The following is a 20,812-nucleotide window of genomic DNA, read 5'->3' on the forward strand; positions in this document are numbered from 1 at the left end:
GCTACCGCCTCCCACCGGGGTCGACGCCCGGCGCGGCCGCGCCGAACAGCTTGATGAACGCGAACGCGATGATCCCGGTGGTGATGAAGATCAGCACCGACATGGCCGAGCCGATGCCGAGGTTCAGCCCGCGGATCAGGTTGCTGTAGGTCACCATGGACACCGAGCTGGTCTGGTTGGCGCCGCTGGTGAGAATGAAGATGTTGTCGAAGATCCGGAACGCGTCGAGCGTGCGGAACAGCAACGCCACCAGGATGGCCGGCTTGATCAGCGGCACCGTGACCATCCAGAAGCGTTTCCAGGCGGACGCACCGTCCATCGAGGCCGCCTTGAGCAGGTCCTCCGGGACCAGGGCGAGGCCGGCCATGAGCAGCAGCGCCATGAAGGGGACGGTCTTCCAGACCTCGGCCAGGATGATGATCCCGATCGAGGACCAGAACTGGGTCAGCGGCGCCGAGCCCTTCGGCGCCAGCCAGCCCAGGTCCTGGGTCCAGGCGAAGCGCCAGGAGAACGCGGCGACGACGGTCACGATCGCGTACGGGACCAGGGCCGAGGTGCGCACCAGCCCGCGGCCGACGATCGTGCGGTGCATGACGACCGCCAGCGCCATGCCCAGGGCCAGCTCGAGAGCCGCGCTGACCACGGTGATCAGGGTGGTGACGCCGAAGGCGGTCCACCAGATCGGGCTGGACAGCACGGTGATGTAGTTGCTGAACCAGATGAACTGGTTGTCGTTGGGCTTACGCAGGTCGGCCTTGTTGAGCGAGAGCCAGATCGCGTACAGCACGGGATAGGCGGTCACGGCGAGCATGATGATCACCGCGGGCGCCACCAGCAGCAGGCCCAGCTTGCGTTCGGCCCGCTTGGCCTCGTTGAACCGTTTGCGGGCGATCGCGGTGGTTTCTTCTTCGATTTCGAGGTCGGCCGCCTCCGCGGCCGCCGGGGTCGGCGTAGCGGTCACGGGAGGATCCCCTTGCCATCGATCGCAGCCTGGATCGCGCTGCGAAGCTTGTCGGCGGACTTCTGCGGGTTGATCTGGTTCGGTGGCGACAGCGTGGTGGAGACGATCGTGGAGATGTTCTGGTAGACCGGCGACACCGGGCGCGGCACGGCGTTCTTCAGCTCGGTGAGCATGACGTCCTTCATCGGGTACGCCTTGATGAAGTCCGGCTCGTCGAAGACGGTGGCCAGGGCCGGCACGTCACCGCCGTCCAGCGCGGCGCTGAGCGCGTTCTTCTCGTCGCGCATGCACATACCGGCCTCGAACGACTCGGCCGGGTGCTTGCTGTAGGTGCTGATCGCGTAGTTCATCCCGCCCAAGGTCACCTTCGGCGTCCCGCCGTCGATCGACGGGTAGGGGGCGAAGCCGAGGTCGTCGACGATGGCCGGATTCGCCGTACGCATGGCGCTGAGTACGTACGGCCAGTTGAGGGAGAAGGCCGAGCGGCCGGCCTGCAGGTCGGCGAACACCTCGGGCTCCTGGGCGTTGGACAGCGACTGGCTGGTCACGCCGGTGCTGGCGAGCCGGCGCATCATGGCGAGAGCCTGCACGGTCTTGTCGTCGACCGTGGGCTTCGTGCTGTCGGCGTTGACCAGCGTCCCGCCGTACGCGGTCACCAGGTTGTTGATGTTGACGACGTAGCCCTCGTACTGGGCGGCGGTCAGGCCGATCTCGTACGGTTTGCCCTGCGCCTTGAGCTGCTGGGCCATCGTGAGCATCTCGTCGAAGGTCTTGGGCGGCGTCGGCACCAGGGACTTGCGGTACCAGAGAAGTTGGACATTGGTGGTGCGGGGGATGCCGTAGAGCTTCCCCTTCCAGGTGGCCGTGTCGATCGGCGGCTGCAGGGTGTCCTTGGTGGCCTGCGCCTTCTCGTCGCCGGTCAGCTCCCGGATCCAGCCGGCCTCGGCGAACTCGGCCGTCCAGGTCACGTCCATGCCGAGCAGGTCCATGCCGTCGTCGTGGGCGGCGAGCCGGCGTACGAACTGGTCGCGCTGGCCGTCGGCGTCGCTGGGCAGCAGGTTGCCGACGATCGTGTAGCGGCCGCCGGCCGCCTGGTTGCAGTTGGCGATGATTTTGTCGAAGCCGGTGCCGCTCGCTCCGCCGTACAGGTTGACCACGATCCCCTTCGGGCCGCCGTAGCAGGCTGCCGTGAGAGATGCCGTCAGGGCCAGTACGCCGAGGGTTGCGATGCGTCGTGATGGGCGCCCCTTCGCCTCTGTCGGATGATGAAGCCTCATTGATCCTCCGTCCGCCATACGCTGCGTTATGACGTAGATCACAACTGATTTCAGGCTGCCACTTCCCGGTCAGAAGCGCGAGTGGAGAGCTAACACGATTTTGCAAAGGGCGTTGACTTGTCCGGTCCGAGGTTCGAGGCTCGGCCCATGGCGGGAATGATCCAAATGGAGAGTCGTCCCGGCATTTTGGATCTGAGCTGGGGGCATCCGCGCCCTGGCCTGCTGCCGGTGGGGGAGTGGGGGAAGGCGTCGGCCGCGGCGGCCCGGGAGTTCGGCTGGCGGCAACTGACGTACGGGCAGGCCACCGGTCCCACGCCCCTGCTGGACTGGCTGACCGCGCACCTGTGCGACACCGAAGGCGGCGGCACCGCCCCCGAGCAGCTGTTCGTCACCGGGGGCGCCTCGCACGGCCTGGCGCTGGTGGCATCGCTGCTGGCCGGCCCCGGCGACGTGATCCTGGTCGACTCGCCCTCGTACCACCTGGCGTTCCGGATCCTCGCCGACACCGGCGCCACGGTGGTGCGGGCTCCCGCCGACGCGGACGGCGTGGACCCGGCCGCCCTGGCCGAGCAACTCGCCGCCCTGCGCGCCGGCGGCCGGCGCGTCCCGCTGCTCTACCTGGTGCCGACGTTCGCGAACCCGACCGGCCGGAGCCTCCCGGCCGAACGGCGCCGCGACCTGGTGGCCCTGGCCCGCCGGACCGGCCTGACGCTGCTCGAGGACGACACCTACCGCGAGCTGTGCTACGAGGGCGTGGCCCCGCCGTCGCTGTGGCGACTGTCCGGCGGCGACCGTGTCGTCCGGCTGGGCACGTTCGCCAAGACGGTCGCGCCCGGCCTGCGCCTCGGCTGGATCAATGCCGACCCCGCGCTGATCACCCGCCTGGCCACGCTGGGCTATGTGCACAGCGGCGGTGGCGTCAACCATTCCGTCGCCACCACCATGTACTGCTTCGCCGCGTCCGGGGCGTACCGGCGCCATGTCGCCGCGGTGCGCGCCGAGTACCGTGCGCAGCGCGATGCCCTGGTCTCGGCCGTGCGCGCGTACCTGCCGGTCGAGGCGCCGGCCGGCGGCTGGTTCTTGTGGGTCGCGCTGCCGCCCGGGGTCGGAGCGACCGGATTGCTTGCCCGGGCCGAGCGGAACGGCACGTCGTTCGTTCCCGGCCCGCGGTTCTATGTCGACGGCGCCGGCGGCGACGACCGCATCCGGCTCAGCTTCTCCCATCTGGCGCCGGCCGACCTGGCGGGCGCCGCCGCCCGGCTCGGCTCGGCCCTGACCGGCCTCGGGTAAAGGGTTTGGGAGCGCTCCCGGTTTCCCTTCGCGGGTGCTAGCTTCTCCATTGGCCCCGGTCGATGCGATCGGGCATCGACCGTCGAGGAGACCGTGGCATGCGGAGAGGCTTCGTCGCCGTCCTTGCGGCCCTGGCCGGCGCTCTCGTCGCCGCCGGCCCCGCCGCCGCAGCACCCGCGACCCACCCGGTACCGTCCGCGGGTTTCGTCACCCGGGCCGGCAGCACGCTCAAGCTGGACGGCAAGCCGTTCCGCTTCGGCGGCACGAACAACTATTACCTGTTCTACTCCAGCCGGGCGATGGTCGACGACGTCTTCGCCGACGCACAAGCGGCCGGCTTCGACGTCATGCGGACCTGGGCGTTCGCCCTGATCGGCAACGCCGACGGCAGCAACTCGGTCGCCCCGGCGCCGGACGGCGTGTACTTCCAGTACTTCGACGGGACCAAGCCGGCCTTCAACGACGGCGCCAACGGCCTGGAGCGCCTCGACTACGTCGTCGACGCCGCCCGGCGGTCCGGGCAGAAGCTGGTGCTGGCGCTGACCAACAACTGGTCCGACTTCGGCGGCATCGACCAGTACGTCCGCTGGCGCGGCGACGCGTACCACGACGACTTCTACACCGACCCGGTGATCAAGGGCTGGTACAAGGACTACCTGAACCACGTCCTCAACCGGGTCAACACGATCACCGGCGTCAGGTACAAGGACGACCCGACGATCATGACCTGGGAGCTCGGCAACGAGCCGCGCTGCAAGGGCTCCGGTATCTACCCGCCGAGCACTGCATGTAGCACGTCCACGCTGACCGGCTGGGCCGGCGAGATGACCGCGTACCTCAAGTCGCTCGACCACAGGCACCTGGTCAGCGTCGGCGACGAGGGCTTCTTCTGCGACGGCCCGGACGCCCCGGACTGGATCGACAACTGTGGCGAGGGCGTGGACAGCATCGCGCTGGCCTCGCTGCCGGACGTCGACGTGATGTCGTACCACCTCTATCCGGACAGCTGGGGCAACCGCACCGCGCAGTGGGCCGACGACTACATCACCCGGCACAACACCGCGGCCCGGAAACTGGGCAAGGCCGTGATGCTCGGCGAGTTCGGCTGGAAGGACAAGGCCACCCGCAATCCGGTCTATCAGGAATGGACGAGTACCTTCGCGCGGACCGGCGGGAACGGCTTCCTGTACTGGATCCTCTCCGGCTCGCAGGACGACGGCACGCTCTACCCGGACTACGACGGGTTCACCGTCTACTGCCCGAGCCCGGTATGCACCACGATCTCCAACGCCACCACCGAGATCGCGTACGGGCAGCGGTCCCTCCCGCCGGTCGCCGACAACGACACCGCGACCACCGCGGCGAACACCCCGGTGACCGTGCAGGCGGCCGCCAACGACATCGGGTACCGCACGAAGATCCGCCCGGCCTCGCTGGATCTCGACCCGGCCGCCGCCGGACGGCAGACCAGCGCCACCGTCACCGGCGGCGTCTTCACGGCCGACAGCGCCGGCGCGGTCACCTTCACGCCGCAGGCCGGGTTCGCCGGAAAGGCGGTCGCCTCGTACGTGATCCAGGACCAGGCCGGCCGGTGGTCGAACGCGGCCACCGTGACGGTCACGGTCAAGCCGGACCCGGCTGCGACGCAGGTGCTCTACTCCTTCGAGGACGGTGTCCAGGGCTGGGCGTCCGCGTCCTGGCAGACCAACGCCGGCACGGTCGCGCAGACCACCGACTTCGCCACCGACGGCACGCACGGCCTGCAGATCGCGGCGGCCGACGGCGGCTGGTTCGGCGTCACCTTCGGCGAGCCGGTCGACATGTCCCACCGTTCGGCGCTGAAATACGACGTGCGCACCAGCCCGGCCGCCGGCACCAACGCCGCCATCGCGGTGCAGACCGGCGACGGGTACGCCTGGTGCCAGTCCGGCTTCACCTGGATCAACCAGGACACCACCACGACCGCGTCGATCGACCTGCAGACCGAGATGTCCTGCGACAGCGCGGCGCTCAGCGACGTACGCGTGCTCTGGGTCTACATCAACCCGGGCACCGTCGACCTCGACACCGTGCGCCTCGAGTAGCTCCGTGGCCCGGCACATCGCGACGCTGCACCTGCCCGGATCGGGCCGGCTCCTGCAATGGCGCAGCGACGGCTGCTGGCGGGAGCTGAACGACGCGCAGCACCGCGCCGAGCTCGACGGCTCGCATCTGCCGGCCGCCGAGGAGTGGGTGCGCTGGAGCGGGCTTTCCCGGCCGCAGGCCCGCGGCGGCGGCTGGGACGGTGGCCCGGCCTGGTGGCTCGTCCACGGCGAGCTCCCCGGCCGCGCCACCCCGAGCGTCGTGCTCGCGGACGGGAGTCGTCCGCCGGTGCGATCGCTGGGACGGGTGTGGGCCTGCGAATGGTTCTCCCCGGCCCAGGCGGCGACGGTACGGGTGGCGGGCGAACAGTTCACCCTGCCGTTCGCCGAGCCGTATTACCGGCGGTGACTTGCCGGCGGTTACGGGCGGAAGCGTTGCTGCATGTCGGCGTACGAGATCGCGCCGTCGAGGAAGCCGAGGGTTCCGGAGTCGAGCAGTTCGCGGCCGGCCCGCTCCAGCATGCTGAACACGGCTCGGGCGAGGCTGCCGCCCAGGCTGACCCGCTTCACGCCGAGGGAGAACAGCGTGCGGGCGTCGATGGTGCTCGCCAGCCCGGCCACCACGTTGAGCGGGCCCGGGATGGCCGCGGCGAGCCGGCGGATCGACTCCTCGTCGACGACGCCGGGCACGAAGACACAGTCGGCCCCGGCCGCCAGGTATCGGGTCGCCCGCTCGACGGTCTCGGCGAACACGTCGCCGGCGGTCCCGGCGAGGTAGGTGTCCGTGCGGGCGTTCAGGACGAAGGTGCCGGCGGGCGCCGCGGCCCGGGCGGCCGCCACCCGGTCGACCGCCTCGTCGATGCCGAACAGTCCGCCCTGGCCGGCATCCTCGAGGTTGCCGCCCACCGCGCCGAGCCGCACCGCCCGGGCCACGGTGCGGCCGACCTCGTCGGGGGTGTCGCCGTACCCGGCTTCGAGGTCGGCGGTGACCGGCACGCCCACCGCGGCCACGATCCGGCCGATGTGCTCGAGCATCGTGTCGCGGTCCAGCGCCCCGCCGTCCGGGACTCCGCCGGACCAGGCGATGCCCGCGCTGGTGGTGGCGATGGCCGGGAAGCCGACCCGTTCGAGGATCCGGGCGGACCCGGCGTCCCAGGCGTTGGGGAGGACGAAGCCGGGGCCCTGGTGCAGGCCGAGGAGAGCGGTTGCCTGGTCGGCCGAGGACACTGTGGTAGGCACGACCCATCATCGGCGATCTCGGCCCCGGGCGATACCCGTGCCGCCCGCGCCGCAGTTGTCAGCGACAAATCATCATAATAACCCTTTGAGTGACATAACCTGCGATTTATGGCAGAGGAGCTGCTGTATCGCAGCTATCGAACGAACGTCCTCCGCCAGAGCGCACCCGATGGCACCGGCCCGCTGATCTGCAAACGCGCCCTGGGACCGGGAGCGGTCCGGCGGATCGACCATGAACGTTCCGTCCTGCGCCACCTCGCCGGCATCGCCGGGATCCCGCGGCTGGCAGCCCGGCAGGGTCGCCAGTTCCTGACCCTCGACGACCACGGCGGGCCCACCCCGCCCGGCCTCCGGCTGCCGGTCCGTCGCCTGGTCGAGGTCGCCCGCCGGCTCGCCGACACCGTCGCCGCCGTGCACCGGGCCGGGGTCCTGCACCGCGACATCACGCCGGCCAACCTTGTGATTCCCGAGTCGGGCCGGCCGCTGCTGATCGACTTCGACCTGGCCGTGGTCGTCGGGGACGGGCCGGGCGGGTCCGCGCCGCCCGACGAGCCACTGGGCACCCTGGGCTACCTGCCACCGGAGCAGACCGGCCGGCTGCGGCGGCCGGTCGACCGGCGCTCCGACCTGTACGGCCTCGGCGCCACCCTGTACGCGCTGGCCACCGGTGCCGCGCCGTTTCCCGGCGACGACCCGCTCGAAGTCGTCCGCGACACCCTGGTCCGGGTTCCGCCGGTCCCCGCCGACCGCGACCCGCGGATTCCCCGGCGCCTCAGCGAGATCATCACGCGGCTGCTGGCGAAGGATCCGGACCTCCGGTACCAGAGCGCCGAGGCCCTCGCCCACGACCTGCGCCGCTTCGACGCCGGGCCGGGCATCCCGTGGCGTCTCGGCGAACGCGACTTCCCGGCGGTCCTGTCCGGCCCGGACCATCTGATCGGCCGGGACGACGAGATTCGCCGGCTGACCGCGGCGCTGGACCAGGCGCAGGCCGGCGGCGGCCCCGCCGTGCTGATCGCCGGGCCGCCCGGGGTGGGCAAGAGCACTCTGGTGGCCGGCCTGCGCCCGGTGGTCACCGCGCGCGGCGGCTGGTTCGCCACCGGCAAGTACGACCAGTTCCGCACCGGTACCGGCAGCGGCGGCGTCCGCCGCGCGATGGCCACCGTCGCCGGCCTGCTGCTGGTCGAGCCGGAACCGGAGATGGCCGTCGACCGTGACCGGATCACCGCCGCGCTCGGCCCGAACACCGCCGCCCTCGCCGTCGCCGTCCCCGAGATGACCTCCCTGCTCGACTCGGCGGACGGCTCGTTCCCCGACGACCCGGGCACCGCATCCGGCCGGATCAGTACCGCACTCGTCGGCCTGCTGCGCGCCGTCGGGATCGGCCGCCCGGTCGTCCTTGTCATCGACGATCTGCAATGGGCCAGCGACTCCTCCTTGCGGCTTCTGGACGCGATCATCTCGTCCGGCCCGATCCCCGGCCTGCTCGTCGTGGCCACCTATCGCGACCAGGAGGCGGACGCCGGCCACCCGCTGACCCCGCTGGCCGCACGCTGGGAACGCGACGGCCGGGCCGCCCCGACGGTACGGCTCGGCGGGCTCACCCCGGCCGGCCTCGCCGAACTGGTCGGCGCGGTCCTGCGGATCGAGCAGGCCGCGGCCCGCGACCTCGCCGAGCTGATCCACCACGGCAGCGAGGGCAACCCGTACGCGTCGGTGGAACTGCTCAACGCGCTGCGTGCCGAGGGGCTGCTCGCGCTGACCGACGACGGCTGGCACTGGGAACCGGACGCGGTCCGCACGTTCGCCGCCCGGCACCGCGTCCCGCAGCTGGTGGCGGCCGGCATCGAGCAGCTGCCGGCGGAGACCCGGCGCACGCTCACGGCGCTGGCCTGCCTCGGCGGTGACACCCGGCCGGCGCTACTCGCCACGGCCCTGGGCATGCCGGAACGAGCCCTCGTCGAGCACCTCGCCCCGGCGGTGGCAGGTCGCATGGTCCTCGTTGACCGGCCCGGCACCCCGACGGGGACGATCCGATTCCGGCACGACCTCATCCAGGGCGCCGCGCACGACGACCTTGCCGGCGCCGAGCGGGACCGGCTCCAACTCGCCATGGCCCGGCGCCTGGCGGTCGACGAGGACAGTCGGCAAGTGGCCGCCGCGCAGTACCTTGCCGCGGCCGGCCTGCTGGTGGAGCCGCACGAGCAGCGGGTCGCGGCAACGCTGCTGCACACGGCCGGGCGCTGCGCGGCCCAGCTGACCAATTTCCAGGTCGCCGACGAGCTGTTCAGCCGCGCCGCCATGCTCGCGGCGGCGGGTCGGCTCGGCGAGCAGGCCGAAGACGCCATTGCCGTGGACCGGCACGCCGCGCTTTACTGCCTGGGCCGCCTCACCGAGGCCGACCATGTCTACCAGGACCTGGTCGGCCGCTCCCCGGACCTGCTGACGCTCGCCGGCGCAACGGCCACTCAGATCAACAGCCTGACCCAGCGCGGCAGCACCATGGCCGCCATCGACCTCGGCCTGGCGGTGCTGCGCCGGCTGGACATCGTCCCGCCCCGGGACCTGGCCCGTTCCATCGAGGCGCGCATCGAGCGGCTGTACCGGTGGTTCGCCCAACTCGGTGCCGGCCCGCGCGCCGATGCCGACGCGGAGACCACCGACCCGCGTATCGTGGCGGCCGGCCGGCTGATCTACCGGCTGCTCGCACCCACCCGGCAGCTCGACCGCCTGGACCTGTACGACTGGCTCGTCCTCAAGGTGCAGGAGCTGTGGGAACGGCACGGCGTCTGCGCGCCGTTCGTCGGCGGGTTGAGCTCCGTGATGTGCGTGACCGTCGGGCTGCGGGAGGACTACCGCACCGGCTGCCTGCTGACCAAGTACATTGTCGGCGTCGGGCAGCAGCACGGCTATCAGGCCGAAACAGCCGTCGCCCGATACATCTACCTCTGCGAGGCAGCGCACTGGTTCGAGCCGCTCGAGGACATTTTCGACGCGGCCCGCCAGGCCCGCGACGATCTGCTGGCGGTCGGCGACGTCCAGGTCGCCGGGATGCTGTCGTACCGGCTGATCGCGGCGCTGCTGGACGGCGCCGAAACCCTGGAGGCGGTCAGTGACGAGCTGACCCCGCACCTGGCGTTCGCCGAGCGGACCGGCGGCCACCTCGCCGCCCTCGTCATGACCGGCTACCGGCAGCTCGTTCTCGCCCTGCAGGGACGAACCGCCGGCCCCGGATCGTTCATCTCCGGCGACTTCGACGAGGCCGAGTACCGGTCGGCGATCAGCTCACTGGGGACTTCGCGGGCCACCTACCACGCCAATCGTGCCTTCGCCGCGCTGCTCTTCGACGATCCCGTCACGCTCGACGAATACTCCGCCGCCGCGATGGCGGGCGTGCCGTCGATGCGCGGCTACTACGTGTCGATGCTGGCCCGGCTGACCCGCGCGTTCAGCCTCACCGCCCGGATCCGCGCCGGGCAGGACGACCCGGCGGTGGTCGCCGAGCTGGACCGCGCCCGGCAATGGCTGGCCAGGCGCGCCGACGATTGCCCCCGCAACTTCCGGCCCCTGTTACGACTCGTCGACGCCGAGCGGGCCTGGGCGTGCGGCGACCCGGCGACCGCGGCCCAGGAGTTCGACGCCGCCCTGACCGAGGTGTCCGGGCGACCGTGGCATCGCGCGCTGATCGCCGAGCGGGCCGGCCTGTTCCACCTCGGCCAGGGACTCCAGTACATCGGTCGCCACCTGCTCGGCGAGGCCCGCGACGGCTATCGCCGGTGGGGCGCCGACGGCAAGGTCGACGGGTTGGAGGCGGCGCACCCGTTCCTGCGCAATGCCGCCACGCCGCCCGCCGGGCGGGGCAGCGCCGAGGCCGACCGGTCACCTCAGATCGACCTGATGGCGATCCTGCGTGCCTCCCAGGTGCTCAGCTCGCAGACCACCGTGGCCGGGCTGCAGGCGCAGGTCGGTGATCTGCTCAGCTCGATGACCGGCGCCACCGACGCGCACCTGGTGCTGCAGCAGCGGGAGACGTCGAGCTGGTACGTCTCGTCGATCGCGGGCGAGAACCGCGGCGACCATGCCACCCTGCTCACCGGCCCGGCCGACGGCGACCCGGCCCGCCGCGAACGGCGCTTCCCGATGTCCGCCGTCCGGTACGCACTGCGTACCGGGAAACCGCTGCTGGCGGCGGACGCCACCCGGGACGACCGGTTCGCCGGCGATCCCTACCTGGCCGGGCTGGAGATGTGCGCGCTGCTGGTCGTGCCGGTGCCCAGCCACAATGTGGCCCGCGCCGTGCTGGTCCTGGAGAACCGCCGGCAGCGCGGCGTGTTCTCGACCGACCGGCTGGAGACCGTGCGGCTGATCGCCGCCCAGCTCGCCGTCTCCCTGGACAACGCGATCCTCTACGACTCGCTGGAGAGCACGGTGAAGGCCCGCACCGCCGACCTCGCGGCCACCAACCGCCGACTGGCCGACAGCGAGCGGCGGATCCGGTCGCACTTCGAACACGCGGCCGTCGGCCAGGTCATCCACGGCACCGACGACCGGATCGAGACGGCCAACCCGGCGTTCCTCGCGATGATCGGTTCGACCGCCCAGGATCTCGCCGGAACCAAGCTGACCGACCTGTTCGGCCGCTCCTACCGGGCCACCCACCGGCGGGAGCTGGGCGCGGTCATCTCGGACCGGCGGCCGATGATCAGTCGAGAGCTGACCCTGATGCGTGCCGACGGCAGCCGGCTCGACGCGCACGTCACCGTCTCCGCGGTCCGCGACGCCGAGGGCCGGCCCGACCACCTGGTCAGCATCTTCCAGGACATCAGTGCCCGGAAGGCGGCCGAGGCCGCGCGCGACGACGCCAATCTGAAGCTGGCCGGTCGCAACCGGGAGCTGGAGGCGGCGAACCAGCTCAAGGCCGACCTGATCGGCATGCTCGGGCACGAGATCAACAACCCGCTCGCGACGATTCTCGGGTACGTCGACCTGGCCCTCGACGAGGACGACCCGTCCGGGCCGATCGAGGAGAAGCTCGTGAAGATTCGCGGGAGCACGCGTCGCCTGGACAACCTCGTGCACGAGGTGCTCGCCCTGGTCCGGATCGACGCCGGCCGGCTTGTCGCGATGCCCCGCCCGATCCGGGTCGCCGAGCACATCGACGCGGCACTGGCCGCCACCGCCACCCCCGACGTCCGGGTCAGCTGCCCGCCGGACCTGGTCGCCGCCGTGCAACCCAGCCATTTCGACCACATCCTGACCAACCTGATCAGCAATGCGGACAAGTACGGCGGCGGCGTCACGGCCATCGTCGCGGCCCCGGCGGCGGCCGGGTCGGCGGCCGGGTCGGCGGTCACCGTCCAGGTGCACGACGAGGGGCCCGGCGTGCCCCCGGACTTCCGGGGGCGGCTCTTCGACCGGTTCGCCCGAGCCGGGTCCACCGCCGGTTCGGTGCCGGGCACCGGTCTGGGCCTCTACATCGTCCGGGAGCTGGCGCGGGCCAACGGCGGGGAGGTCGCCTACCACCCCGCGCCCGGAGGCGGCTCGATCTTCGAGCTGACGCTCCGGGCCCCGGCCGCCGTACCGTCCTGACTTCCGCGGATTTCCTTGCTCAGCCCCGGCTGCGGCGGCGCCGCACGAGCTCGTGCAACGCCTCCAGCTCCGCGGTCAGCGCCGCGCGTCCCCGCTCCGAGATGGAGACCCAGGTCTTGGGCCAGCGACCCTGATAGCCCTTCTCCACGGTGATCAGCCCGGCCTCCTCGAGGACCGCGAGATGGCGCGACAGGTTGCCGCCGGTGAGCCCGAGCGTCTCGCGCAGGTAGGTGAACTCGACCCGCTCCGCCTCGTCGGCGATCGTCAGGATGCCGAGCCGATGCCGCTGATGCACCACCTCGTCGAGGCCGCTGGTCGGGTGCGCGGGCCGTTCCTTGTCCACGGTCACTTCCGGCCCTGCCGCGCGAGCCCGGCGACGCCGCCGGCCAGCAGGACCAGTCCCGGCACGATCACGACCGGAAGGTAGCCGTACGCGGAGCCGATGAAGACGGTGTTGACGTAGACCGGTCCCAGCAGCAGCGTCACCAGCACCGCACCGGCCACCACGGCCAGCAACCGGCTGCGCTCCAGTCGCGCGAGGACCAGGAAGCCGATCCCGGCCACGGCCAGCGGCGCGAGACCCAGTCCGAGAAGCACCGATACCGGCCACAGCACCGACCGGGACGCGTCGGAGAGCGGGCTCCACGCGTTGGTCCCGAGCCATCCCAGCGCCGGGCCCAGGCCCAGCCCGACGACCACCCCGGCGATGCCGGCCTTGGCGTACGACCGGGTGGGCGTCTGCACGCCGGCCCGCAGGGCGTGTCGCCGGTACCACCAGAGCGAGACCAGGAACCCGCCGATCAGCGCCGCCAGCCAGAACCAGCCGATGCCGGTCGAGTGTCGTAGAAGGTCGCCGCCGAGCCCGGTCAGCGCGGGGCCCTGCCGGGGCGCCCGGAGCACATCCGGCCCGGCCGGGTCCACATAGAACGGCGCCGAGGCCAGCGCCAGCACGCCGAACACCAGCAGCGGCAACCAGTAGGCATGCCGGTCCCGCCGGACCGTACGGCGCAGCGCGGCGATGTCGGCCAACAGCGATTCCGGCTCGGACGAGGACTGTGCAGCAGTGGACATCCCGATTCCCCTCTGGCCATGGGTTCAACGCGACGGCGTCGAACACCCGGTCGTGTACTAGGCCAACATGTTTGCATAGCAAACCGGTGTGCGCAAATATCCGAGTGGCGTCGGTTGTGGATACTGCGACCATGCAACACCGGCAGCAGCGTGCCATCGCCCACGTCACGACGCTGGCCACCGGCGTACCGGCAGACCCGTCCTGCCGGGTGACGCTGCATTTCCATCCCGATCGGCTGGTGTCCGGAACACCGATCCTGCGGCTGATGGCCCGCGACGGGGTGTACCGCTCGCAGTTCGAAACCGGCACCAGCAACGGCGGTCTGACCGCATACCCCGGTGGCGACCGATGGCGGTGGGAGAGCCGCATCTTCGCCGGCGCGTACGACCACGGCCCGGCAGCGGACCGGCCCAAATACGGATCGCTGAATTTCCGTCGACGCCGGGTCGGCGGCTCACCGCGATTCGGCTCCGCCTACCTGCGCCTCACCCCGCTCACGCTGTCCCGCACCACGTTCTGCTATCCGGACAGCGCGTCCGAACCCGCCGACTTCGGCGTCGCGTCCCGGCTGTCGACACTGATCGCGATGGCCGAAACGGACAACCGGGACCCGCTCGACGACTACGTCGAGGCACACGTGCACGGCGCGGTTGATCTGGCCCGCGACGTCGAAGCCCTGGTCCTCGACCCCTGTTACCGGGCGACTCCCATCGAGGCCGCCGCCGCACGGCTGCCCTGCCCGATCGAATGGCACGACGGCTTCGCCCTGACCACGACCGAGTTGCGCCGCCACCCCCACTACCGAGGCTCCGAGTTCGTCGACCTCGGTGTCTCGCTCGCCCACGCCGGCCGGCTCGATGCACGCATCCTCGGCGACGCCTCCCGCACCGGCCAGTTCGACGAGCAAGCCGTCAAACGCGTCTGGCACTACGTGGCCAGATTCGGCAACCCCGAAATGCGCGGGAGGGTCATTCAAAACCCGGTGCGGCGGTTCTGAAGATCTCCAGGGCCGTGACGGTGCGTAACACGTCGGGGAAGTCGGTCATGATCCGGTGGTAGCCGGTCTTGAGGATCTCCCAGTTCTTCAGATGAGAGATGGCGCGTTCCACGGCGGCGCGTAGCCGGTTGACGCTGTAGTTGTACGCCTTCTGTTTGGCGGTCAGCTCGCCGCCGGGTGGTTTCTTGTGCGGGGTGATCGGGCCGGTGCCCTGGTAGCCGCCGTCGCCGATCATGCCGGGTCCGCCGTCGGTGAGGTGGCCTGCCCAGCGTTCGGCGATGCCGGAGATGAAGAATGCCGCCGCGTCGTGGCGGGCGCCGTTGACGGGCTCGCCCACGTCGGCGACCCGGCCGTCGAGATCCGCGACGACCTGCACGTTCTGCCCGCACACGTGTTTCTTGCCGGAGAACAGGCCGTGATAGGACTCGCGTTCGCCTACCGGGGCGACGAACCCGTCGACCAGCACACCGGCGCGGCGGGTCCGCTCCAGGCGCTGGTCGGCCTCGGGCCGAGTCACCCAGCGCAGGATCGGCTGCAGGATCTCGTGATAGCGGGTGATCGTCGCCTGCGAACAGCCGAACACCTCGGCCACGGTCTCGTCGCCCATGTTGTGCCGCAGCCCGAACAGCACCGCGATCACCGCCGTGGGCAGCGGCAACACGTGCGGACGCCCGACCGGCGGATTCTCCCACTCATCGCCCACGATCTCGCGGACCCGGCCGATCAGGTCAGCGAGCCGGTCCGTCTGGAGCCCTGTCATACTTTTACAGCGCAGCGGCTGGCCCTCGATCAACTTCCTCACAAAAGATGATCTATCGGATCCCGGCCGCTGCGTCTACTCCGGACAGTCGTCTCCGGATCGCGGCCACCCTAGAATCTCACTCACTGTAACATCCATGAGTGTCGACTTAGCTTGAATGGCCCTCCTGGAGCTGCGATGCGGCTCCAGCCCTTACCACGGCTGAACCCGATCGGTCAGAATCTGAGTTCTTGTCGATCTTCAGGAACGAACATGGGACAGAAAAGAACATGAGCGGAGTATCGGTGAGCCGAAGAGCTGCGGGCGTGACCGCCGCCGGGCTCGTCCTGGCCGTTGTCACCGTCACCGGCTGCACGTACAACGCGCCGACCGAAGCGGGGGCCGATGCGCCGAGCCCGGCGGTGACCGGCCCACCAAGCGTAGCCACGTCCGGGGCGGCCGAGCCGGCGTCGAGCGGACCCGTGGCGACGGCCGGGCCAGCATTGTCAGAGATGCCGAAGGCGCTGGCGCCTATCCCCGGGGTTACGCTCCTTGCGGCGACGGGCGCCCTGACGACCCGGTGGCATACCAAGGCGAAGGAAACCACGGTCGGCGCGCCCCAGGTGTACCTCACCGCCCCCTATCCCGGCGACGGCAAGGCGACGCTCGACGTCTGGATCGGCAAGGGTGACGGCGCGGTGCTGAGCATCGCCTGCCACCGCTTCCGGAAAGGCGGCAGTCCGGCCGGCCCGAAGACCCCCGGCGAGCTCAGTGGATACTGCCTGCGCGGCGTGGTCAGCACGGCTATGCTCGCCGACATCACCGCTTGGGCCCGCCAGGCTGAGCCGCGTCCGGAGAAGGGCCGGCCGTGGAAAGTGGCGCGTCACCGGTTTATCGGCTACACCGTGTCCATGGTGGAGGACAGCACCGACGTGGGCCTCTTCCTCAAGGGCGGAGTGACCTTCGGCGCCTGACCGCGGCTGAGAGGCTTGAGAGCGGCGGGCGACGGCATCGAGGTCTGCGTCGTGCACCGGCCCTACCGCGCCGACTGGAGCCTGCCGAAGGGCAAGCTCGAGCACCAGATGGCGGAATCGCCGCGTCAAGAAGTCCGGGTGCAGCGGCGCCCCTTCCTCGACGGTGAACACATAGCCGCTGTCCGTTGCTCGGCGCGTTGCCGACGGCGATGCTCGCGCAGCAGCCGCACCGTGTGCCGGTCCAACGCGACCAAACGCCGACTCGCGGCGGTCTCGGGTGGTCCGACCGTGACGAGGTGGCCGTTGGCGATGCGCTGCTGCTCGATCATCGCGACCCCGGCGCCTAGATCAACATCGGCCCACCGGAGACCGGCGGCCTCGCCCCGGCGCAGACCACGCAGGGCAATCAGTCACCACATAACCGAAAGCCGGTCCTGGGCGACGAAACGCAGGAAGGCGGCGGTCTGCTGCGTGGTCCACACCGCGACCGCCAGCCGTTCACCGTTCTGCTGCCACGGTTACCAGGGCACCGGCCCGACCGCGCCCCTACCGCAGGCCACCCGGCGGGGAGTTGACCGCCAAACAGAAGGCGTACAACTACAGCGTCAACCGGCTACGCGCCGCAGTGGAACGCGCCATCTCTCATCTGAAGAACTGGGAGATCCTCAAGACCGGCTACCACCGGATCATGACCGACTTCCCCGAGGTGTTACGCACCGTCACCGCCCTGGAGATCTTCAGAGCCACCACACCGGGTTTTGAATGACCCTCCGGATAAATTGAGCTTGGTCAATTGATTCCCTCGACGTTCATCTGATTGTGCCGCACCGCCGGTATAGCCGTGTTCTTCTGGTCGGGGGATCACCCGTCATTGTCCCGGGAGTTCGCATGCGCCATACCGCTCGCCATACCTTGCTGTGCGCGGGAGTTGCCGCGCTGCTCGCACCGGCCTCGGCCGGCGCGGTCACCGTCGCGGCGAGCACCTACACCCTGCTCACCCAGCCCGGCAGCGGGCACAGCGCGCTGTACCGCCTGATCAACAACGCCACGACCAGCATCAACCTCACGATGTACGAGCTGAACGACGCCACCGCGACGGCCGACCTCGCGGCGGCGCAGGCCCGGGGCGTCACCGTCCGGGTGATCCTGGACGGCAAGCAGACCTCGGTGAACTCGACGGCGTACACCTACCTGAAGAACCACGGGGTCGGCGTCGTCCATTCGTCGTCGGCCTATTACTACACGCATGAGAAGTCGATGGTCGTCGACGGCGCCACCGCGGTCGTCATGTCGGAGAACTGGACGCCCGCCTACTATTCGGCGGACCGCAACTTCGACCTGATCGAGAACGATGCGGCGGACGTCGCGGCGATGCAGGCCGTGTTCAACGCCGACTACGCCAAGTCGTCGATCACCCCGTCCGACGGCGACGATCTGGTGTGGAGCCCGACCGACGCCCAGTCCCGGCTGCTGGCCCTGATCAACGGCGCGACCACCTCGCTGAGCCTCTACGCGCTCGAGATGGACTCGACCCCGATCGTCAACGCGCTGGTGAGCGCCGCCGGCCGGGGCGTCACCGTGAAGATCGTCGCGGAGTACAACTCCGCCTACGCCGCGGCGTACCACAGGCTCAAGGCCGCCGGCGCCGGCATCGTGACGTACGGGACGAGCGACGCGCTCTACATCCACGCGAAGGCGATCGTCGCCGACTATGGCACCAGCGCCGCGAAGGTCTACGTCGGCTCGCAGAACTTCACCGGCACGTCGCTCAACGCCAACCGCGAGCTCGGCCTGATCATCAGCAACGGCGCCGTCCTCGCGTCGGTCAACTCCACCCTCGCCACCGACTTCGCCGACGGCACCGCCTGGTAGCAACGGGACCAGCCCCGGCCCGGCCGTTCAGCCGGCCGGGGCGGGCTTTTGGGACGCCTGTGCGTGCGGGGAGAGATCGGCCAGGGTCAGCCGGTGCGCGGGCGGCTCCGGCAGCGCGATCTCGTGCCGCACCCGCCCACCCGGGCCGACGTGCAGGAGCTCGCCGGGCTCCAGAGCTCGCCAGCCGGGATCCTCGTCCATCCGCTCGGAGGCGACGACCACCGCCGGCGTGACGGCCAGGTCGGCCGAGCGCACCCGTACGGTGCCGGCCGCGCTGGCGTGGTCGAGGTGCCGGTTGCCGCTCGGCCCGCCGGCCCCGCGGGGCAGGACGTACAGCTCGTGGGTCTCCGGGTAGCGCAGCGCCCAGAGGTCGGTGGCGGTCGTGAGGATCAGGTTGACCGCGTACACCGGCAGGTTCGCCGCGGTCCAGCGAACCGCCCGGGTGATCGCCTCGGCGACGTCGCCGGTCCGCTCCGCGTACGTGGTGATCAGGGCGAAGAGCCGTTCCGAGTCGGTGTCGCCGTGCACCAGGCTCATCGCCGGGCCGAGATGGTCCTCCAGCCGGGGCAGGCCGCCGATGACGCCGTTGTGCGCCAGCAGGCGATCGTGCTGGTCGAACGGGTGGGTGTTGGCGGGCGTGAGGCCGCCGGTGGAGGCGTACCGGATGTGCGCGACGAAGGTGGCGGCCCGCTCCTCGCGCGCCTCGCGGGCGAAGTCGGGATCCTGGTAGGCCGCGATCGGCGCCTTGTGCACCTCGGGCGTGCCGTCCGGGCCGAAGACGCCCAGGCCGACGCCGTCGGGTTCGCGGCGGCTCTGCACCGCAAGGCTGTCGGAGGCGTCGAGGAGCCAGAACGTCGCCGCCACCCGCCGGGGCGCCGCGGTCAGGCCGAAGAGCCGGCACATAGGAGGGACCATAACCCGAAAACGTTTCGGCGACGCTGGTAAGCCCTTGCCGAAAAGGTTTTCGTCCCTCATGCTGGCGATTCAATGATGACCGTCGATGAGTGGGACATCGCGGCCCTCCACCGAGCCGCAAGGAGAGGACGATGCGGAAAGGATTCCGCCGGATGCTCGTCTCGGCGAGCACCGCCACGGCGGTCGCGCTGGCGGTGACCAGCGCGGTCGTCGCCCACGCCGCCGCCGCAGGCTGCCAGGTGACCTACGCGGTCAGCTCGCAGTGGAGCGGCGGGTTCGGCGCCAACGTCACGATCACCAACCTGGGCGACCCGATCACGTCCTGGACCCTGAGGTGGTCGTACGGCGCCGGCCAGACGGTGACGCAGGCCTGGAACGCCACGGTGACCCAGACCGGCGCCGCAGTCACCGCCACCAACGTCGGCTACAACGGCACGATCGCCACCAACGGCACCGCGAGCTTCGGCTTCAACGGTTCCTGGACCGGCTCGAACCCGTCGCCGACCGCCTTCACCGTCAATGGAGTGACGTGTACCGGCGCGGTAACGCCGACGACCTCCCCGCCGACCACCGCGCCGACGAGTGCTCCTCCGTCCAGCGGGCCACCGGCCGTCCCCGGCACCCCGGGCACCTGGACCGCGGTGCCGGTCAACCCGTACAACGGCGCCGCCGGCACGTTCCTGTGGCTGCTCACCGACGGCAGCATCCTGTCCAACGGCAGCGACCTGCACCAGTGGGTGAAGCTCGTGCCCGACCAGTTCGGCGACTACACCAAGGGCACCTGGAAGCAGCTGGCGACCAGCCCGTACGGCGTCGGCGCCGCCCAGGAGCAGATCCTCCCGGACGGCCGGTTCTACCAGGCCGGCGGCGAGTACGTCTACCAGTGGCCGTCCGGCAGCTCGTCGAACGACCACAACGGCGTCCAGCTGTACGACCCGGTCGCCAACACGTGGACCCTCGGCCAGTCCGGCCTCTACGGCAACCTCTGGGACACCGGCACCGCCCACCTCAAGGACGGCCGGATCCTGGCGAGCGACCAGCGCCAGGCCCGTACCCAGATCTTCGACGGCAGGACCAACGCGTGGACCGCCGGGCCGAACCGTCCCGCGCCGGCTGCCGAGGACGGCTGGGTGCCGCTGCCGGACGGCTCGATCGTCTCGATCAGCAACGGCGGCGCCTACCGCTTCGACCCGGCCGCCAACGCCTGGTACACCGTGGCCCGCCCGCCCTCCACGTACGCCAGCGGCAGTGTCGACACCTCGACCGTGACGCTGATGTACGACGGCCGGATCCTCGCCATGGGCCACAACACCTCGGTCGTCTACACGCCCGGCGCGCGACCCGGCGACCCCGGTTCCTGGGAGCAGGGCCCGGGCATCCCGCAGGGCTCGTTCACCGACGACGTGTACGCGACGCCCGAGGTCAACGGCAAGGTGATCTTCGATTCGGTGCAGTGCAGCTGGCTGACCAACGAGTGCGGGTCCGCCTCCGGCGCGAACGTCAACGAGTTCGACCCGGCCACCAACACGATCGCGGTGATCAGCAAGCCGAACGACCCCAGCGGCGCCCCGGTCAACTTCATCAACCTGCCCAACGGCCAGGTGCTGGCCGCCGCGGGCAGCCGCAACTGGGTCTACACCCCGATCGGCGGCCCCCGGGACGCCTGGCGGCCGACCGTCACCTCGATCACCGGCAGCGGCACCTACCACCTGTCCGGCACGCAGCTCAGCGGCCTGGTGAGCCTCGGTGAGGACGACTACCAGAACCCGCAGAACTACCCGATCGTCTCGCTGCGGGACAGCGCCG

At 70.6% G+C, this 20,812-nt stretch carries 15 protein-coding genes and 2 pseudogenes; 10 read left to right on the forward strand and 7 right to left on the reverse strand.

All coding sequences use genetic code 11. The annotated features are described in order from the left end of the window. Position 1: 1 nt before the first annotated feature. Both ODJ79_RS35790 and ODJ79_RS35795 read right to left on the reverse strand, forming a co-directional pair. The gene (locus ODJ79_RS35790) at positions 2-913 is read right to left on the reverse strand and encodes a carbohydrate ABC transporter permease (protein WP_263028123.1); all 912 of its coding nucleotides are present in this window, start codon (positions 911-913) and stop codon (positions 2-4) included. 44 nt (positions 914-957) lie between these two features. Next, the gene (locus ODJ79_RS35795) at positions 958-2,118 is read right to left on the reverse strand and encodes an ABC transporter substrate-binding protein (RefSeq protein WP_263028093.1); all 1,161 of its coding nucleotides are present in this window, start codon (positions 2,116-2,118) and stop codon (positions 958-960) included. Positions 2,119-2,403: 285 nt separating this feature from the next. Here ODJ79_RS35795 and ODJ79_RS35800 point away from each other — a divergent pair, with 285 nt between their 5' ends. From ODJ79_RS35800 to ODJ79_RS35810, 3 genes are all read left to right on the forward strand, one after another. Beyond that, the gene (locus ODJ79_RS35800; RefSeq protein WP_263028094.1) at positions 2,404-3,528 is read left to right on the forward strand and encodes a PLP-dependent aminotransferase family protein; all 1,125 of its coding nucleotides are present in this window, start codon (positions 2,404-2,406) and stop codon (positions 3,526-3,528) included. 98 nt (positions 3,529-3,626) lie between these two features. Next, positions 3,627-5,612, forward strand: a complete 1,986-nt coding sequence (locus tag ODJ79_RS35805) for a cellulase family glycosylhydrolase (RefSeq protein WP_263028095.1) — start codon at positions 3,627-3,629, stop codon at positions 5,610-5,612. Between the two features lie 4 nt (positions 5,613-5,616). Beyond that, positions 5,617-6,018 carry a hypothetical protein gene (locus tag ODJ79_RS35810; RefSeq protein ID WP_263028096.1) on the forward strand — a complete coding sequence of 134 codons (402 nt, stop codon included), beginning with the start codon at positions 5,617-5,619 and terminating at the stop codon, positions 6,016-6,018. 11 nt (positions 6,019-6,029) lie between these two features. Here the strand turns inward: ODJ79_RS35810 and ODJ79_RS35815 are convergent, their stop codons facing one another. Beyond that, complete coding sequence (locus ODJ79_RS35815) at positions 6,030-6,848, reverse strand: isocitrate lyase/phosphoenolpyruvate mutase family protein (RefSeq protein ID WP_263028097.1); 819 nt, start codon at positions 6,846-6,848, stop codon at positions 6,030-6,032. Positions 6,849-6,956: 108 nt separating this feature from the next. Here ODJ79_RS35815 and ODJ79_RS35820 point away from each other — a divergent pair, with 108 nt between their 5' ends. Beyond that, positions 6,957-12,437, forward strand: a complete 5,481-nt coding sequence (locus tag ODJ79_RS35820) for an AAA family ATPase (protein ID WP_263028098.1) — start codon at positions 6,957-6,959, stop codon at positions 12,435-12,437. 19 nt (positions 12,438-12,456) lie between these two features. Here the strand turns inward: ODJ79_RS35820 and ODJ79_RS35825 are convergent, their stop codons facing one another. Next, positions 12,457-12,786 (reverse strand): winged helix-turn-helix domain-containing protein, encoded by a 330-nt coding sequence (locus tag ODJ79_RS35825; protein ID WP_263028099.1) that lies wholly within the window; start codon positions 12,784-12,786, stop codon positions 12,457-12,459. Next, entirely contained in the window at positions 12,783-13,508 is a 726-nt protein-coding gene (locus ODJ79_RS35830) for a hypothetical protein (protein ID WP_263028100.1), read from the reverse strand. The genes ODJ79_RS35825 and ODJ79_RS35830 overlap by 4 nt, the downstream gene beginning before the upstream one ends. Positions 13,509-13,639: 131 nt before the next feature. Here ODJ79_RS35830 and ODJ79_RS35835 point away from each other — a divergent pair, with 131 nt between their 5' ends. Further along, entirely contained in the window at positions 13,640-14,506 is an 867-nt protein-coding gene (locus tag ODJ79_RS35835; RefSeq protein WP_317620730.1) for a DUF3626 domain-containing protein, read from the forward strand. Here the strand turns inward: ODJ79_RS35835 and ODJ79_RS35840 are convergent. Then, positions 14,478-15,308 (reverse strand): transposase, encoded by an 831-nt coding sequence (locus ODJ79_RS35840; protein WP_263028101.1) that lies wholly within the window; start codon positions 15,306-15,308, stop codon positions 14,478-14,480. The two genes, ODJ79_RS35835 and ODJ79_RS35840, sit on opposite strands and share 29 nt — an antisense overlap. A 188-nt stretch (positions 15,309-15,496) precedes the next feature. Here ODJ79_RS35840 and ODJ79_RS35845 point away from each other — a divergent pair, with 188 nt between their 5' ends. From ODJ79_RS35845 to ODJ79_RS35855, 4 genes and pseudogenes are all read left to right on the forward strand, one after another. Further along, complete coding sequence (locus tag ODJ79_RS35845) at positions 15,497-16,219, forward strand: hypothetical protein (RefSeq protein ID WP_263028102.1); 723 nt, start codon at positions 15,497-15,499, stop codon at positions 16,217-16,219. A gap of 6 nt (positions 16,220-16,225) precedes the next feature. Further along, positions 16,226-16,321, forward strand: a pseudogene (locus tag ODJ79_RS47270) (NUDIX hydrolase); the annotation flags it as partial. A gap of 469 nt (positions 16,322-16,790) precedes the next feature. Further along, positions 16,791-16,985: a transposase family protein gene (locus tag ODJ79_RS35850; protein ID WP_263028103.1), complete on the forward strand. Its 195-nt coding sequence runs from the start codon at positions 16,791-16,793 to the stop codon at positions 16,983-16,985. Between the two features lie 122 nt (positions 16,986-17,107). Beyond that, positions 17,108-18,091, forward strand: a complete 984-nt coding sequence (locus tag ODJ79_RS35855; protein WP_263028104.1) for a phospholipase D-like domain-containing protein — start codon at positions 17,108-17,110, stop codon at positions 18,089-18,091. A 27-nt stretch (positions 18,092-18,118) separates the two neighbouring features. Here the strand turns inward: ODJ79_RS35855 and ODJ79_RS35860 are convergent, their stop codons facing one another. Next, entirely contained in the window at positions 18,119-18,994 is an 876-nt protein-coding gene (locus ODJ79_RS35860) for a class II glutamine amidotransferase (protein ID WP_263028105.1), read from the reverse strand. 143 nt (positions 18,995-19,137) lie between these two features. Between ODJ79_RS35860 and ODJ79_RS47275 the strand changes: the two are divergent. Then, positions 19,138-19,614 (forward strand): annotated as a pseudogene (locus ODJ79_RS47275) (cellulose-binding domain-containing protein); the annotation flags it as partial. Positions 19,615-20,812 lie beyond the last annotated feature (1,198 nt).

The sequence above is a fragment of the Actinoplanes sp. KI2 genome, from assembly GCF_025630775.1.
GTDB lineage: Bacteria > Actinomycetota > Actinomycetes > Mycobacteriales > Micromonosporaceae > Actinoplanes.

Excerpts from the sequence above, each read along its gene's own strand:
- ODJ79_RS35800 (WP_263028094.1), top strand. The coding sequence starts at position 2,404 with ATGGAGAGTCGTCCCGGCATTTTGGATCTGAGCTGGGGGCATCCGCGC.
- ODJ79_RS35805 (WP_263028095.1), top strand. The coding sequence starts at position 3,627 with ATGCGGAGAGGCTTCGTCGCCGTCCTTGCGGCCCTGGCCGGCGCTCTC.
- ODJ79_RS35820 (WP_263028098.1), top strand. The coding sequence starts at position 6,957 with ATGGCAGAGGAGCTGCTGTATCGCAGCTATCGAACGAACGTCCTCCGC.
- ODJ79_RS35830 (WP_263028100.1), bottom strand. The coding sequence starts at position 13,508 with ATGTCCACTGCTGCACAGTCCTCGTCCGAGCCGGAATCGCTGTTGGCC.
- ODJ79_RS35835 (WP_317620730.1), top strand. The coding sequence starts at position 13,640 with ATGCAACACCGGCAGCAGCGTGCCATCGCCCACGTCACGACGCTGGCC.
- ODJ79_RS35855 (WP_263028104.1), top strand. The coding sequence starts at position 17,108 with ATGCGCCATACCGCTCGCCATACCTTGCTGTGCGCGGGAGTTGCCGCG.
- ODJ79_RS35860 (WP_263028105.1), bottom strand. The coding sequence starts at position 18,994 with ATGTGCCGGCTCTTCGGCCTGACCGCGGCGCCCCGGCGGGTGGCGGCG.